Source organism: Pedobacter ghigonis (genome assembly GCF_903166585.1).
Classification (GTDB): Bacteria; Bacteroidota; Bacteroidia; order Sphingobacteriales; family Sphingobacteriaceae; genus Pedobacter; species Pedobacter ghigonis.
Genome location: NZ_CAESCM010000006.1, coordinates 54,420 through 69,837, shown reverse-complemented (window position 1 = coordinate 69,837; position 15,418 = coordinate 54,420). Strand labels below are relative to the sequence as shown.

Sequence of the window (15,418 nt, the reverse complement as noted above, 5' to 3'; positions counted from 1 at the left end):
CCGCCTGTCATTTTGGCAAACAAAACCCTTTGGAACAACCCTTGTTATGCAGGATATAGATTAAACAATTTATTCACATATGAGCATACAGGAAAAAGGAAATATCTCGATACACACTGAGAACATCTTCCCGATAATTAAGAAGTTTTTATACTCTGATAACGAAATTTTTCTTCGTGAGTTGGTTTCTAACGCGGTAGATGCGGTTCAAAAAATTAAAAGACTAGGTTCTCTGGGCCAGTTTAACGGCGAAGTTGGCCAGCCATTGGTACAGGTTGCGGTTGATAAAGCTGCAAAAACCATTACCATTAGCGACAATGGCTTGGGTATGACTGCCGAAGAAATTAAAAAATACATTAACCAGGTTGCATTTTCTGGCGCAAGCGAGTTTGTAGAAAAATTTAAAGATGCAAAAGATGCTAACGAAATCATCGGTAAATTCGGATTAGGTTTCTATTCGGCATTTATGGTGGCCGATCTGGTTGAAATCCAAACCTTATCCTATCAGGAAGGTGCTGAACCAGCACGTTGGGTTTGCGATGGCAGCACCGAATTTGAAATCACAGAGGGCACTAAAACCAGCCGTGGTACCGATATTATCCTGCATGTAAACAAAGATTCGGAAGAGTTTTTAGAAGAATCGAAACTTCAGGAAATTCTTGATAAATACGCTAAGTTTTTACCGGTTCCAATTAAGTTTGGTACGAAAACAGAATCTGTTGAAGATGGTGTTGACGAAGAAGGTAAAGCAAAATATAGCGATGTTACCGTTGATAACATCATCAATACCACCAACCCTATCTGGACAAAAGCTCCTGCAGATTTGTCAGACGAAGATTACCTGAGTTTTTACCGCGAATTATATCCGTTTTCGGAAGAGCCGCTATTCTGGATCCACTTAAACGTAGATTATCCGTTTAACTTAACCGGTGTATTGTATTTCCCTAAGTTGAAGAACGACTTCGAAATGCAACGCAACAAAATCAAATTATACTCGCGCCAGGTATTCATTACCGACGAGGTAAAAGATATTGTTCCTGAGTTCCTGATGTTATTGCATGGTGTAATCGATTCGCCGGATATTCCGTTAAACGTATCACGTAGTTTCTTACAAGCAGATAGCAATGTTAAAAAGATCAACAACTACATTACCAAAAAGGTAGCCGATAAATTGGCCGAATTATTTGCCAAAGACCGTAAGGCTTATGAAGATAAATGGAAAGACATTGGTCTTTTTGTTAAATACGGTATGATTAGCGAAGAGAAGTTTTACGATAAAGCCAAAGATTTCGCCCTGGTTGGAAACACCAAAAACGAGCTTTATACTTTACCGGAGTACAAGGAAAAGGTATCGCCATTACAAACCGATAAAAATGGCAGCGTGGTTTATTTATATACCAACGATGCTGCTAAACAGGATGCATTTATCCAATCGGCCAATAAAAAAGAGTACGATGTACTGGTTCTGGATTCGCCAATCGATAACCATTTCATCAATCAGTTAGAGCAGAAACTGGAAAAAACATCAATTAAACGTGTTGATTCGAGTGTTGCGGATAAGCTGATTGAAAAAGACGAGCAAAACGAGCACGTTTTAACAGAAGATCAGGTGAAAGAAGTAACCGGTATTTTCGAAAAAGCCATTACCAAACCGGGTATGCACGTAGAAATTGTGGCATTACACCCTGAAGAGCTACCTGTTACCATTACGATGGATGAGTTTATGCGCCGTATGAAAGATATGGCTGCCATGGGTGGCGGAATGGGCTTTTATGGCCAAATGCCAGACAATTACAAAGTTGCTATTAACGGTAACCACAAGTTGATCAGCAAAATCCTTAAATCGGACGAGACTGAGCAAAGTACTTTAGCTAAGCAAGCCGTAGATTTAGCGCTGCTGGCACAAGGCATGTTGACCGGAGCTGAGTTAACTGCTTTCGTTAGCAGAAGCGTAGAGCTAATCTAAGCAGCCGTAAAGCGAATATATTTAAAGGGGAGCACCAATAATGGTTGCTCCCCTTTTTTATGGTTTAATCAAAAATCAGGGCACAAAAAAAGTCCCGATTTACATCAGGACCTTAGGTAAGAATTTTCGGGAACTCTTAGATTAAAATTAATATTTTATTAGCTGGCTAATACGCCTTGTTTCTGATCTACGTTAAAGTAATCTTTATGCTCTTCGATCATTTTGGCAATTGTAGCCGCTTTAGTATCAGTGATTTTAAATTCGAACGCAGGCTCCTGGTTTTTCTTAGATCTAACCATTTTCTCAGTATAAAAACGGTATACCAAACCATTGGTTAATAAACCATATTTAGCTTTTGTTTTACGGAAATACTTAGATAAGCGCGAATCGTGGATATCTAAATTATCGTTGTGGTGTTTACACTCAACCAGAATAGTTGGCTCGCCATCTTTCATAATGGTATAATCCACCTTTTTACTTTTCTTAACACCAAAATCTAAAACTGCTTCAGATTGAACCTCAGAAGGATCAAATCCTAAGATTTGAATAAAAGGCATTACTAAGGCATTCCTGGTTAAATCTTCAGATTGAACTTGTGGAAGCATTTTCTTAATTCTTACGGTAAATTGCCCGATTTCGTCTTTTAATTCCATGGTAAATATCTTTATTGGTAATTAATTTTTTAAGTTATACTGATTGAATACCGAATTAGCTGTGATGATGATCTGATCTAAACTTTGTTTATCGAAAAAATTCCTGTTCAACATATCAACCATATAGGTTAGCTTAGTAATATCAGTTGCACGCATGGTGAACTGAAAACTTTTCATACCATCTTTAATCGCTTGTTGAACGTAATTACGCACAACCAAAAAAGATTTTCTAAAAGCGTATTCGCTGTCCAGCTTACCTTCTACCAAATTTTTCATATCGAGATTGCTGTACTCATTCTGCATTCTCTGATAAATATCTGCGTTAACCCCTTGTTTTTTGAGGATCCCGTTGTAGTAGATCTTATTAAGTAAGTACTCGTATTCGTTGTGTTTCATTTGGAGGAAGATAGATGTAGGGGAATATTTTCTTTTTTCGGTATTCTTTATTTTTCTTGTTTTCTAATGTTAATTTTTAACCCAGTATTGTATGGCCTGTTTTTAATTTGCTTATCTACAGGCTACACAAGATTGGGCAGGCAGATGTTCTTCATCGGGAGCTTTTTAACACTTCCAATTATTTGTTTTTGGCAAACAGTTTAAAGATTAGAAAAAGAAGTTAGGCTGGTAATTTTTTTACATCAACCCCGTAGAATTTTACACGAAACCCCCGGTTTTTTCAGACAAAACCAGGGAGAAGTTTTTTTTAGCCCAATTGTTAAATCAATGCATTTTTATTTAACTTGCAATCAAATCATAAAAACAAACATATTTAATAATCATGAATCTAAAATGCGTTGTTATTGACGACGAGCAGCATGCAATTGAGGTACTAACAGATCACATTGCCGAAATGCCTGGTTTAACGGTTTTTAAGACTTTTACCAGCCCTGTACAGGCACTTACAGAAATTAGTGTTGACGATGAGATTGATTTATTGTTTATGGACATTGACATGCCAGGCATAAACGGTCTGGAGTTGGCTAAAAATATCAGAGAGAAAGCTAAATATCTGATATTTACAACCGCACATCCAGACTACGCCCTACAAGCATTTGATGTACAATCGGATCAATACTTACTTAAACCTATTTCTTTTGCAAAATTTGCATTAGGCATTGACCGCATTTTAAAGAAAGAGGCTAACGCTGCAAAAGCTACTCCGAAAGAAGCTGAGCAAGTTGCTGCCCTTTATATTAAAGGCGATCATAAGTATGCTTTTTCGAACATCGCCATTGATGAGATACTTTACATCAAGGCTTTACAGAATTACATCCAGATCATTACCAAATCTGAAACCCATACAACCTACCTTACATTAAAGGAGATTGAAAAAGCACTTGAAACTCATGCGTTTATCAGGGTTAACAAATCAAATATTGTTGCCAAAACTGCCATAAAAAAGGTTGATGGCAATATTATCCGTTTGGTAAACAATGAAATGATACAAATTGGAGAAGGCTATAAAGATGCTTTCTTTGCCTATGTTCAAAGTAGCTTACTTAAATCTACTAGAAACCAGTAGTAGTAAGTACAATGATGCTCCAGGTACCATTAGTTGCAATTGTTTGGCTTTGATCGCTAGTTGGAGTTGTTTCAAAGTTGTTTTGGTCTTTGATACTTTTATAAACGAATACCGTTTTTTTAGTCAATTTGGCTGTTTGTTGCATTTTCATGATTGAATATACTTTAAATGTTAGAATTATTAGAATTATATTAAGAACGGTTATTAAAAATTTTTCACCCGTTCATGATTTATTAAAGAATTGTTAAAAGCGAATCGCTAACTAGATTGCAAATATCCAAGTACCCTGTGTCGCAATTGTGTGGCTTTGGTCAGTTGGATTAGTACTGAAGTTGTTTTGATCTTTGATGTTTTTATAAACAAATACAGTTTTTTTTGCAAGTTTAGTTGTGTGTTGCGCTTTCATGTGATGAATATTTAAGATTATATAACAATGGTGATAAAGTTTGCTCTCAGATAGATATAGCCGACAGCTCAATACATTTAATATAATGGAACTAAATAGCGATTATCCAAGTACCCTGTGTCGCGATTGTGTGACTTTGGTCAGTTGGATTAGTACTGAAGTTGTTTTGATCTTTGATATTTTTATAAACAAATACAGTTTTTTTTGCAAGTTTAGTTGTGTGTTGAGCTTTCATGGTATATTATATTAAATGTGATTTTTTATTGTTGTTATTAATTTCTGTAAAGGTGCTGCAGAAAAACAACTACCACTATTTTTTTACACAAAACCCCGCTTTTGGGAGATAAAAACCGCATTTCAATAGATTAAAAGCAAAAAAATGAACCTTTTAAATTTAAAAACCTTCTACGAAAAATATAAAATTCACTTAATTGTGTGGGGTATTTACATCATTTATGAAGTATTTATCCTTGGATTAATCAGAGGAAATTTTCTTGCCCCCGGTTCTTATGTTGGAATTTACACTACTAATATTTCTGTCTTCTATATCTACTCATTCTTTCTGGGTAAACTATTAAACAAACAGGTAGTATCTTTCAAAGTAATTAAGATCCCACTTATCATATTATGTGCAGTTGTAGCATATATAGGTATAAGCTACGTCTTAAATTTAACGTTCAGAGCTATCGGAATCCTTCCGGCAACAGCTACTCAAGCTGTGATTGACAGCGCCTATGTTTCAATTCTAACTTATCGGTCTTTATTATTCATCGGTTTTGGTACAGGTTATGTTTACATCAAAAAATCATTTGAAGAACGTAAAAAGGTAGAAGCACTGGAAAGGCAGAACCTGATTACCCAAATCGAAAAACAGGCGCTTGAAAATGATTTAGTACAATCGCAGAATAATTACCTGCGCAGTCAGATTAACCCTCACTTCCTTTTTAATACCTTAAACTTTATTTATAATGATGCCCGTAAAAAGGCTCCTATGGCTGCTGATGCCATTATGAACCTTGCCGAAATGATGCGCTATGCCCTTAAACGGCCTGAAGCATCGGAGGTAGTTCCTTTAAGCGAAGAAATTGAGCAAATTGAGCACCTGATTAACCTTCATAAGCTCCGTACTGCCAATACCATTAACCTAGAACTCGATGTAACCGGCGATTTATTCGGACTCAGATTTCCGCCACTTATCCTGTTAACTTTAGTAGAGAACATTTTTAAACATGGGAATGTTTCGCATTCTACCCAACCGGCGCAGATAAAGATTGTTTACCAGAACAATAACCTGAATATCACCACCATCAATATGATTAATGATAATAAAGGCAAGCAAACAGAAAGTCACCATGTGGGGATTGAAAATATTGCGAAACGCCTGAACAATTTTTATGGTGAGGATTATATTTTCAGGTACTATAAGGACCCGTTAAACCGGTATATCACAGAAATAGATGTAAATATTGTTAATCCAATGGCCAGGATAAACCGTTAACGGGCCATTGCATTTTGACGCTGAATTTCCTTTACCAGGAAATAATACATCACCATTTCATGCGTACGCTGATCTTTATTAAACAGCCTGTTTACATGCATGTGCATTAAATCACTAAATAGTTTTGCCTGCTGTGTTGGCTGGCTTTGTTTTAGCATGCCAATCAACGAAGCAGATAAAGCATTAAAGTTCTGCTGCTGATCTTCGTTTAATCCGCCGAACGGAGCTTTTCTGAATTCCTGATACTGACTATTCAATTGTTTAAAATCAGCTGCATCTAAATGATGTTCGCGGTTAAATGCATCAGAAATTCCGCTAATCATTTTAAACAACGTTGGGCGATCGGTTATTTTCGAAACCACCAGCGTTGATACCAGGGCTGCACAAAGTTTATATTTATCAAAATGACTGGGCTGGGTTTCAAAAAGCGATAATACAAATGCGCTGTCAACGGCAAAATGTTTCTCTGCATTTTCAATATTATCGCTTCCATAACGTTCCAGTTCCCGCTTATAGGTCTTAATCTGCACATCCGAAACCAGGCCACTGTTTAAAAGTACAGCCAGGTCTTCCATCAGATCGGCAATGAGTGCCTGCCCCCTAAGTTCGTTATGCAACTGCAACCTAAACCTGATGTGGTTTCCGTTTTCATTGTACCTGATAAAAAACCAGGTTTTAATATCAGCTTCATGATTGACTACGAAAGGCGCAATAACCTCGGCTAAAACCTGATCTGAGCGCTGCTGGTGCGAATATATTTCGAAATACAGCCATTCTTTCCCCGGAGGAAAAAAACGAGTTACTGCTGTAGATCCTGTATGGGCTGTAATTCCAGCATAAAGCTGTTGGTTGTGTGTAAGACTTAGGATAAACTGTGAAAGATAAGGCTTCCCTTGTTCATCAACAACAGTACTTTGCTGGGGAAAGGTAACTTCCTCTAAATAAATGCTGTTTTGTTTTTGCATGTACTGAAGAAAGGCATTCAGGTCTTCATCGCTATCGAGTGCAAAACAAAGTGTTTGATCGGCTACCCCTGCTTTAAAATATGGACTTAGTCCTAAGTTGCTCAAGTATTCGCGGCAAAGAGCAACCGGCAGGTACTTTTTATCAGCGCCTAAAAGATTTTCCTTTTTGATTTTCCACTTGTTATTGCTCAAAACGATATTCTGGTATTGTAAGCGAGGATAATAATCCAGATCAGGGAATATGCTATCGAGCGGAAGGGAAAGATTGCTCTGCAAGCCCTGGTGTTGCAAATCGCAAAGCAGCCTGAATACCGAAAGATCGGAGCGGGAATAATTATAGGCCGAGGCCATCCGGGGGATTAAGCGCTTATTTAAGCTTTTAGAGCGGAGTATAACCTCTGTACCCCGCACTGACAGCTGTATATCATTTAAAACCAAAGGCGTAGCTGATGTGTCGAAATTTAAGATAGACAACTGGTGGTTATAAATCAGTTTTCGCCTGTTTACGTTATCTATAGTAGTCTCGACCATATAGGCCACATCGAAAAACAAAACGTCGGGGTTAGCTTCCTGTTCGATATGGGCAATACTTTTGGTATAACGTTCAACCGCTTCATCGGCCATGGTAAAACGACCGGTTAAAGCATTTGATGATGCACCACCAATCTGCTCGGCAAAAATAAGATCATCTTGAACAGACATGATCATACTCAGCGAATTGGGCAAAGGCAAGGGTTTTTCATTCGGTGTAAAAGAAAGCTTATTTAAAAAAATGGTCTTTCCTTTTTCAAAACCTTGCGGAGTGAGGTTTGTACGCAACTGGTTTTTAACCTGCTCACTATCCGTTGTTTTTTTTGAAGGCTTGTTATTTAGCCTGGCTATAAAATCGTCGTTTTGCCCTGCCTGTTCCAGTTCATCATAGCCCACGCCCATTTCCGGATCTAAGGCCACCAGTAACGGAATTTCCTGATCTTCGAATTTCTTTTTAAAACGTGTGGTAAACTGCCCCAGTGCACCTTGATCTTTGGCTGGCAAAATATCCTGTATTAATTTAGCTAATGCCGGAATTGCCTGAAGTAACCGCTCTTCGAGATTTCCAGACTGAACGGCTCTTTGTGCAAGGAGATATTTAGGCAGATCGGCAGTATCGTTAAAGCCAATACGCTCAAAATAATCAGTGCCTATGATGTTTGGATCGTAATCAGTAAAAATAAGTTGCAGGTCGTGCATATCCTGCAATAAGCCAAATAAACCTTCAAGTTCAGTATGTTCCAGTTGTAGTGCCTTAACCAGATCGTTAACGCTGATAGGCGCTAAACAACTATCTAAAATCTGCTTTACCGTATCATCGTAATCCAGTTCTGCCAGCTCGAATACCCCATCGGCACAAGCTATATAGCGAATGCTGTTTGGTGTTAAATAATAACTGCTGTTACTAAATAGCATGCAGTTTTTAGGCAATATTTCGGCCAACTGAAACCCAATATTGTTTTTTTGCGGCCAGTCGACCAGTTCGTGTACCTGCAATGTTTTTTGTACAACAATAGGTTCGGCAACTGGCTTTATCGCATTCTCCAACAAGCTAAAACTAGCAAAGGTGCCATAAGGTGTTGCACGGAATTTAGACCGGTTGAAATACTTCCAGATGGTAAAATGGATTTTAGGCGGAAGACCGGCCAATTCGTTAGCCTTTACGTCTTTTATCGTTTCGTAAAAGGCTGCCGAAGAAATCGAAATAGCTTCTTTTAACTCCTCCCAACAATCAGTAAGTTCTGTTTGGTATGAAAACTTAGGTGTTCTAAAAATTAATGTTGGTTGGATATGAAGTTTCATTGCGTTTAAATGGTAGGCGGAAAATTACAAAGATTAATTTAAAAAGGGCGATAAAAACAAAAAAGCCATCTCCTCAAAAGAAGATGGCTCACCGGGATGCTAATTTTTTATTATTTTTTGGTCACTTTAAATTCTGTTCTTCTGTTTTTGGCCCTGCCTTCAGGGTTATCTTTTTTCTTGCGTTTAACCACGATCTCGTTTGGTGCTATAGGCACCGACTCGCCATATCCTTTAGAAGTCATCCTTGAAGCTGCAATGCCTTTACTCTCCAGATAATCAACACACGATTTAGCCCTTCTGTTTGACAAATCGAGATTATATTCATCGGTTCCGATATTATCGGTGTGCGAACCTAATTCAATTTCCATTTCGGGGTTATCTTCCATAATCGGGATTAAGAAATCCAATACCTTTTTAGAAGGCTCTGTTAACTCAGCGCTGTTAAATTCGTAATACACATTATCCAAAGCCATTGGGATACCCAATTTAAAAGGACTAAGGCAATAATCTTTGTAAATCAGGGTATCTGCTTTGGCCAGCTCTTCGTATGGGTAATTGCGCGTAATGGCAAAATAGTTGTCTTTAGCAAAAAGCAATTTAATTGGTCTTTTCGAATCTACTTTAAACCTGTAAACACCATCTGTGCCGGTAGTAAACTTTTGTGGTCCCTCGGCATTTGTAAGGGTTACAGCAGCACCAGCTAAAGGCGCTTTGGTTTTACAATCGGTTAAAATACCCGCAATAGAGAGGAATTCTTTTTTCACCTCAAAAAGCTCTAAACAGCATGATGATTCGCGATCAGAACTGATATAACCTCTTGTTCCCCTGTCGTCGGTTGCAGTGAAATAAAGATCGTCTTTTGATGAGTTGAAGGGATAGCCCAGGTTTTTTGGGGTTGACCAGGTAACCAGATCACCTTCCGACTCGAAAAAGTCTAGTCCTCCAAAACCAGTTCTGCCATCGGTGCTGAACAATAGTTTTTTTGTTAAAGTATTGTAGTAAGGTGCACGCTCATCATCTTCGGTATTAATGTTCGGGCCAAAGTTTACGGCCTGACCTAAAGATCCGTCTTCGCGGATGGCGCAGTACCATAAATCGAATTTACCATACCCCCCGCTCCTATCTGATGAGAAAAGCAGGAATTTACCGTCGCTGGTTACAAAAGGTTGCGAAGAATTAAAATCTTTACTGTTTACCTGCAAACCAACAGGTTGCGGATCTGACCATTTATCGCCTGTTTTTTTAGCGCTGTAAATGCCATATTTTTCTTTATCCTTCCAGGCTGTAAAATAAGCTACACTGCCATTTGGCGAAAAAGCCGGGGCAGCTATTTCAATATTCTTTGGGAAATTGATATCAACCATTTTAACGGCAATATCGCTTGCACTTAACTCACCTTTAGCGGTGTAAATATTATTGATGAAAGGATTGCTTTTGGTCGAAACCTGCACATCTCCAGCATCGGTTTTAACCAAATCGCGTTTCCCGGCTACAGCAACAGGACGCGAAGAAGTAAAATAAAATTCGTTATTCAGTTTAACCGGAGCATAGTTAGAACCTAAACCGTTTACATTAGCAGGCAATTTTTTTACCTGCACCATACGTGGGAAACGCATTTCCTCGATGGCAAACTTGCACGATTCAATTTCTTTTTGTGCCTCTTTTGCCAGTGGATCGTTTCCATTTCTTTGGATATACTGCTGAAAAGCATCGATAGCCAGATTGAACTTTTTATTTGCGCGTAAGCTTTCTGCATAATAAAAAAGTGCTTTACGGTAGCGGGTATTGCTAAAAGTTATGGCCACTGCATAGTATTTTTCGGCTTCATTAAATTCACGGTATAAACGGCTCGATTCTGCCAGGTTATAAACCGATCCTTCATAATCTTCTATCGCTTTATTATCAGAAGCTGTTTTTCTTTCTTTACCATAGGGCAAAATAGCATACGTGCTATCTCCGGTAATTTTTAAAGCGCGTTTATAAAAAGTAGATGCCGCATAGTAATCCTTATTTTCAAAATAAGTATCGGCAACCTTTTTATAATTTACCACAAACTGTGCGTTTGCATAACTGCCAAATGCCACTAGCAAAAAGAGTAATATTTTTTTCATCTTTCTAAATTTGGTTTCAATGGTGATGATGCTATCATGATCCGAAAACCATGATGCTTTCATCTGAAATAATTATAAACGTGGGCAAAAGAAGTTTGGACCAATGATTCCGTTGCGGCCGATTAAAGAAATAGACAATTCTAAACCACCATTGCTATTTGATGCACGGTTAAAGCTCGAGGTATTTACATCATAACTCAATCCGAAAACCATGTTTTTTAGCTGTAAGCCAACAAAAGCAATTGCAGCATCTTTAGCCCTGTAGTTACCCCCAAACAAAATATTTGCCGATGGGTTAACATTTAGCTGTGCGTAGGCACCTAGCGAAACCTCGTTTGTATTTCCCTGGTACATAACCAAAGCATTCGGTACAATATCTAACAGTTGCGATGCACGGATTCTTGCACCACCATGTGCGGTAACGCGCACCGGAATCCTCGAATTACTGCCAGAAAAGCGATCCATTGGGCGGGTTAAGTGTGCAGCACTTGCGCCAAGGAAAACGTTTACACTTTTATTGGGATTACCATCGAAAAACATAATACCGGCATTAACATCTGGCACCAATGAGGATTGCGACGATAATGTTTCGCCACTCATCATGCCGCCATCGTAGCCCGAAATCGGGTTAAACTGGTTACCAAACCTGGCTTGCGAAAAGTCGAAACTGCGGTTGATAATCCCGGCCTGTAAGCCGAAACTGATCATTTGCAGGCCTTCTGCACCAAACCGCAAGCGATACGATCCTGAAACCAGGGCAGTCAGGTAGTTAAAATCCAGCTCCCCTGCTCTTTGGTTTAATACTGTTGCACCAAATGCAAAGTTCTTTTTAGGTGCCATATCAAATGAGGCACCACCAGTTAGGAAAGAGCTGTTTAGCGCGCTCCACTGCTGTTTAAAGTTTACCGAACCACGGTAATCGCCATCAATTACCCCCGTTAAGGCTGGGTTCAGCCATAACGGGTAAGCATAATATTGAGAAAAATGTGGGTCGGTTTGCGCAAAGGATTTTGCTGTACACAGCAGTAATCCGAACATGGCAACATATATTTTTAAAGCCGATAGTATTTTCATGGTCTATGATTTTATCTGTTTATTATTAATCCTCTTCTTATCTAATCAGCGTTACTGTTCCTTTTTTCAGGGTACTTGTTCCATCGGTAAAGGTTACCTCAACCATGTAAACGTACACGCCTGTTGGCTGGTTAACACCTTTAAAGGTTCCGTCCCATCCGTTAGCCACGTTATCTGACTGGAATATCAATTGACCCCATTGGGTGTAAATGCTCATTTTAGCACTTGCAATGGTATTGCCATAGATTAAGAATACATCGTTTTTACCATCGTTATTTGGTGTAAACGCATTCGGTATATACACCTGGTTTCCGAAAGGATTAGATGCTTTGCCTGTAACCGGAGTAGAGTTTGCACTGGTTTGACAATCTAACTGGCCTTTTGCCCTTACAATAATGGTCACACTTTGATCAGGTTTTAAGCCCAGCGCCGTGTAAGTTGTTCCAGTCGATCCGCTTGTTGGACTAATCCACGATAAGCCATTGTCTAATGAAACTTCATAACCTGTTGCATTGGCAACCGCAGCCCAGCCAAATGTTACGCTGTTAGGTGTTGTGCTTTGCACCACTACCACAGGTTTGTCGAGTACCGGAAGTACATTTACGGTAACCGCTGTTCTGGTTGGACTTGCACAACCACCTACTGCAATACTTTCTACATAGTAAATAGTAGTAGCGTTTAATGCAGGGGTTGTAAACGTAATACCTTCTGCTAACACTGTACCTCCAGAGCTTGAAGCATACCATCTGTAAACTAAGCCAGTTACCGGATTATTTACGGTTAATATGGTTGAGCTACCTGCGCAAAGCGTACCGTTTGCTGCTGTTACCGATGCTGGTGCAACCGGTACTGGCAATGCGGTAACATTTACCGGAGTTCTTGAGCTTGATGTACATGAGCCGTTAGCACCTTCAACATAATAAGTTGCATTGGTATTTACCGCCGGAGTAGTAAAGTTAACTCCTGTTCCAACAGGCGACCCGCCGGTTGATGCAGTGTACCAGTTGTAAGTAACGCCCGTTTGTGGGTTGGTAACTGTTAATACTGCAGGGCTTCCGGTACAAACACTTACCGATGGTGAAGCTACCGTTGGTATGGTTGGTTTGGCATTAACGGTAACCGTTACTTTAACCCTGCCACCATTGTTGGTACAGCCACCGGTGCCGGTTGCAATTACATAGTAATCGGTTGTGGCAGTAAGCGCAGTTGTATTAAATGTAGTACCTGCGAATAACAGGTTGCCACTGGTTGCAGCATCGTACCATTGGTAAGTTACACCTGGCTGAATGTTGGTAATGGTTAGTGTTGCAGCATCGCCGGCACAAATACCACCTGCCGGAGCAGATACTGTTGGTGTAGTTGGTGTTGCATTAACAACTACATTTACCGATCTGGCTGTTGCAGCTGTATTTTCACATTTGTTATCACCTTTAACCGTTACGTAGTAAGTAGTATTGGTGCTTAATGCAGGCGATACAAATACTGGTCCGGTAAACACTACGGTAGTTAAGGCTGCATCGCTGTACCAGGTAAATACAGGGTTAGTTACCGTTGTGCTTGTTGCGGCTAAAGTTGCAGCGGTATTTGCACAAACCGAAGTAGAACCATTTACAGTAATATCAGTTGCTACTGCAATTGGGTTAACAGTAACCGTTACTGCTTTAGCATTTGCTGCACTGTTTTCGCATTTGTTGGCACCTCTAACCGTTACGTAATAAGTAGTTGTAGTGGTTAAGTTTGGTGTGGTGAATATCGGGCCGGTAAATGCAACACTGGTTAGTGAAGCATCATTGTACCAGGTAAATACCGGACTGGTAACTGTAGTAGAACTGGCGTTGATTACTACCGAACCAGAACCACATACTTTAGCTGGTGTTGATAAGGTAATATCAGCAGCAGTTGCACCCGCATTTACTGTTACGGTTACTACTTTGGCCGTAATTTTTGAGTTTTCACATTTGTTATCACCTTTAACTGTAACGTAGTAAGTAGTAGTTGCAGTTAATGTTGGGGTAACAAACGATGCACCTACATAGGCTACCGATGTTAAATTCGCATCAGTATACCAGGTAAAGGTTGGATTGGTAACTGTGGTGGTGCTGGCTACCAATGTAGTACCAGAGCCAGAACAGATGGTGGCATTATTAGCAGTAATGTCGGCTGCTGTAGCTACCGGGTTTACCGTAATGGTGATTACCCTTGCTGTACCAGGTGCATTTTCACATTTATTATCGCCTTTAACCGTTACATAATAAGTAGTTGTGCTGGTTAAAGCTGGTGTAGTATAGTTTGCGCCAATGAAACTTACGTTGGTTAAAGCGGCATCGCTGTACCAGGTAAACACCGGATTAGTTACTGTTGGAGATGTTGCACTCAACACAGCTGGTGATCCGGCGCAGGCTACTGTGCTTCCGTTAAGGATAATATCGGTTGAGGTTGCCAAAGGATTGACGGTAACCGTTACCACTTTCGCATCAGCTGCACCGTTTTCGCATTTGTTGGCACCTTTAACCGTTACATAATAATTGGTTGTAGCAGTTAAGCCATTTACCGTAAAGGTTGGTCCGGTGAATACCACGCTGGTTAGTGAGGCATCGCTGTACCAGGTAAATACCGGTTGGGTAACTGTTGTGCTCGAAGCCATCAACATCACGGTAGTACCAGAGCAGATACGGGCATTGCTTACGGCAATATCGGCAGCTGTAGCAAACTCTTTAACTGTTACGGTAACCACTTTAGCGTTAGCAGGCAAATTCTCGCATTTATTATCTCCCCTTACGGTTACATAATAAGTAGTAGTAGCGTTTAATGCTGGCGTAGTAAAGCTTGTACCTACATAAGCTACCGTAGTTAAAGCTGCATCACTGTACCAGGTAAATACCGGGTTAATTACAGTGCTTGTTGAAGCAGATAATGCCGCGGTTGATCCTTTACAAATTGAGGTTATTCCGTTGATGGCAATATCAGAATCTGTAGCTTTTGGATTAACCGTAATGGTAATCGATTTCGCTGTAGCAGCTGTATTCTCGCACTTGTTATCGCCTTTTACGGTTACATAATAAGTGGTGGTTGCATTAAGTGCAGGCGTAACAAAGCTTGCTCCTGTGTTTACAACCGTAGTTAAGGCTGCATCGCTATACCAGGTAAATACTGGGTTGGTAACCGTAGTGCTCGTAGCTGTTAGGGTTACTGTAGAGCCACCGCAAATGGTGCTTGTTCCGGTTAAATTAATATCAGTCGGACCAGCAACCGGGTTAACGGTAACCGTAACCTCTTTTGCATTACCTGGGCTGTTTGCACATTTATTTGTACCGCTAACGGTAACATAGTATTTAGTAGTAACCGTAATGGCTGGGGTATTGAATACCGCGCCCACGTTAACAACCTGTG

The 15,418-nt window shown here is 39.8% G+C and carries 11 protein-coding genes; 3 read left to right on the top strand and 8 right to left on the bottom strand.

Translation table 11 applies throughout. The features are described 5' to 3' along the window. The first annotated feature begins 79 nt into the window (after positions 1-79). Complete coding sequence (gene htpG / locus HWV58_RS10590) at positions 80-1,966, top strand: molecular chaperone HtpG (RefSeq protein WP_217706979.1); 1,887 nt, start codon at positions 80-82, stop codon at positions 1,964-1,966. A gap of 158 nt (positions 1,967-2,124) precedes the next feature. On the opposite strand, the gene HWV58_RS10585 is transcribed toward htpG, so the two are convergent. Together HWV58_RS10585 and HWV58_RS10580 are read right to left on the bottom strand one after the other, a co-directional pair. Next, entirely contained in the window at positions 2,125-2,619 is a 495-nt protein-coding gene (locus HWV58_RS10585; RefSeq protein ID WP_175634084.1) for a type I restriction enzyme HsdR N-terminal domain-containing protein, read from the bottom strand. 21 nt (positions 2,620-2,640) lie between these two features. Further along, positions 2,641-3,015, bottom strand: a complete 375-nt coding sequence (locus HWV58_RS10580; RefSeq protein ID WP_175634083.1) for a hypothetical protein — start codon at positions 3,013-3,015, stop codon at positions 2,641-2,643. 382 nt (positions 3,016-3,397) lie between these two features. Here HWV58_RS10580 and HWV58_RS10575 point away from each other — a divergent pair, with 382 nt between their 5' ends. Next, entirely contained in the window at positions 3,398-4,141 is a 744-nt protein-coding gene (locus HWV58_RS10575) for a LytR/AlgR family response regulator transcription factor (protein ID WP_175634082.1), read from the top strand. On the opposite strand, the gene HWV58_RS10570 is transcribed toward HWV58_RS10575, so the two are convergent. Together HWV58_RS10570 and HWV58_RS10565 are read right to left on the bottom strand one after the other, a co-directional pair. After that, positions 4,128-4,292 (bottom strand): hypothetical protein, encoded by a 165-nt coding sequence (locus tag HWV58_RS10570; RefSeq protein WP_175634081.1) that lies wholly within the window; start codon positions 4,290-4,292, stop codon positions 4,128-4,130. The genes HWV58_RS10575 and HWV58_RS10570 overlap by 14 nt on opposite strands. A gap of 111 nt (positions 4,293-4,403) precedes the next feature. Next, positions 4,404-4,547: a hypothetical protein gene (locus HWV58_RS10565; protein WP_175634080.1), complete on the bottom strand. Its 144-nt coding sequence runs from the start codon at positions 4,545-4,547 to the stop codon at positions 4,404-4,406. A gap of 379 nt (positions 4,548-4,926) precedes the next feature. On the opposite strand from HWV58_RS10565, the gene HWV58_RS10560 reads away from it, so the two are divergent. Further along, the gene (locus HWV58_RS10560; RefSeq protein ID WP_175634079.1) at positions 4,927-6,045 is read left to right on the top strand and encodes a sensor histidine kinase; all 1,119 of its coding nucleotides are present in this window, start codon (positions 4,927-4,929) and stop codon (positions 6,043-6,045) included. Here HWV58_RS10560 and HWV58_RS10555 read toward each other — a convergent pair. The 4 genes from HWV58_RS10555 to HWV58_RS10540 all read right to left on the bottom strand — a co-directional run bounded on the left by HWV58_RS10555 (position 6,042) and on the right by HWV58_RS10540 (position 15,404). Continuing rightward, positions 6,042-8,843, bottom strand: coding sequence for a lantibiotic dehydratase (locus tag HWV58_RS10555; protein WP_175634078.1), 2,802 nt, complete (start codon positions 8,841-8,843; stop codon positions 6,042-6,044). The genes HWV58_RS10560 and HWV58_RS10555 overlap by 4 nt on opposite strands. A 110-nt stretch (positions 8,844-8,953) precedes the next feature. Next, positions 8,954-10,954: an OmpA family protein gene (locus HWV58_RS10550; protein ID WP_175634077.1), complete on the bottom strand. Its 2,001-nt coding sequence runs from the start codon at positions 10,952-10,954 to the stop codon at positions 8,954-8,956. A gap of 72 nt (positions 10,955-11,026) precedes the next feature. Next, positions 11,027-12,028: a PorP/SprF family type IX secretion system membrane protein gene (locus HWV58_RS10545; protein WP_175634076.1), complete on the bottom strand. Its 1,002-nt coding sequence runs from the start codon at positions 12,026-12,028 to the stop codon at positions 11,027-11,029. Positions 12,029-12,065: 37 nt separating this feature from the next. Further along, complete coding sequence (locus HWV58_RS10540; RefSeq protein WP_175634075.1) at positions 12,066-15,404, bottom strand: gliding motility-associated C-terminal domain-containing protein; 3,339 nt, start codon at positions 15,402-15,404, stop codon at positions 12,066-12,068. Positions 15,405-15,418: the final 14 nt, after the last annotated feature.

What these genes read in the sequence shown, in the direction of transcription:
- HWV58_RS10560 (WP_175634079.1), top strand. Translation starts at nt 4,927, where the DNA reads ATGAACCTTTTAAATTTAAAAACCTTCTACGAAAAATATAAAATTCAC.
- HWV58_RS10575 (WP_175634082.1), top strand. Translation starts at nt 3,398, where the DNA reads ATGAATCTAAAATGCGTTGTTATTGACGACGAGCAGCATGCAATTGAG.
- HWV58_RS10550 (WP_175634077.1), bottom strand. Translation starts at nt 10,954, where the DNA reads ATGAAAAAAATATTACTCTTTTTGCTAGTGGCATTTGGCAGTTATGCA.
- htpG (WP_217706979.1), top strand. Translation starts at nt 80, where the DNA reads ATGAGCATACAGGAAAAAGGAAATATCTCGATACACACTGAGAACATC.
- HWV58_RS10580 (WP_175634083.1), bottom strand. Translation starts at nt 3,015, where the DNA reads ATGAAACACAACGAATACGAGTACTTACTTAATAAGATCTACTACAAC.
- HWV58_RS10585 (WP_175634084.1), bottom strand. Translation starts at nt 2,619, where the DNA reads ATGGAATTAAAAGACGAAATCGGGCAATTTACCGTAAGAATTAAGAAA.
- HWV58_RS10555 (WP_175634078.1), bottom strand. Translation starts at nt 8,843, where the DNA reads ATGAAACTTCATATCCAACCAACATTAATTTTTAGAACACCTAAGTTT.
- HWV58_RS10545 (WP_175634076.1), bottom strand. Translation starts at nt 12,028, where the DNA reads ATGAAAATACTATCGGCTTTAAAAATATATGTTGCCATGTTCGGATTA.
- HWV58_RS10570 (WP_175634081.1), bottom strand. Translation starts at nt 4,292, where the DNA reads ATGAAAATGCAACAAACAGCCAAATTGACTAAAAAAACGGTATTCGTT.
- HWV58_RS10565 (WP_175634080.1), bottom strand. Translation starts at nt 4,547, where the DNA reads ATGAAAGCGCAACACACAACTAAACTTGCAAAAAAAACTGTATTTGTT.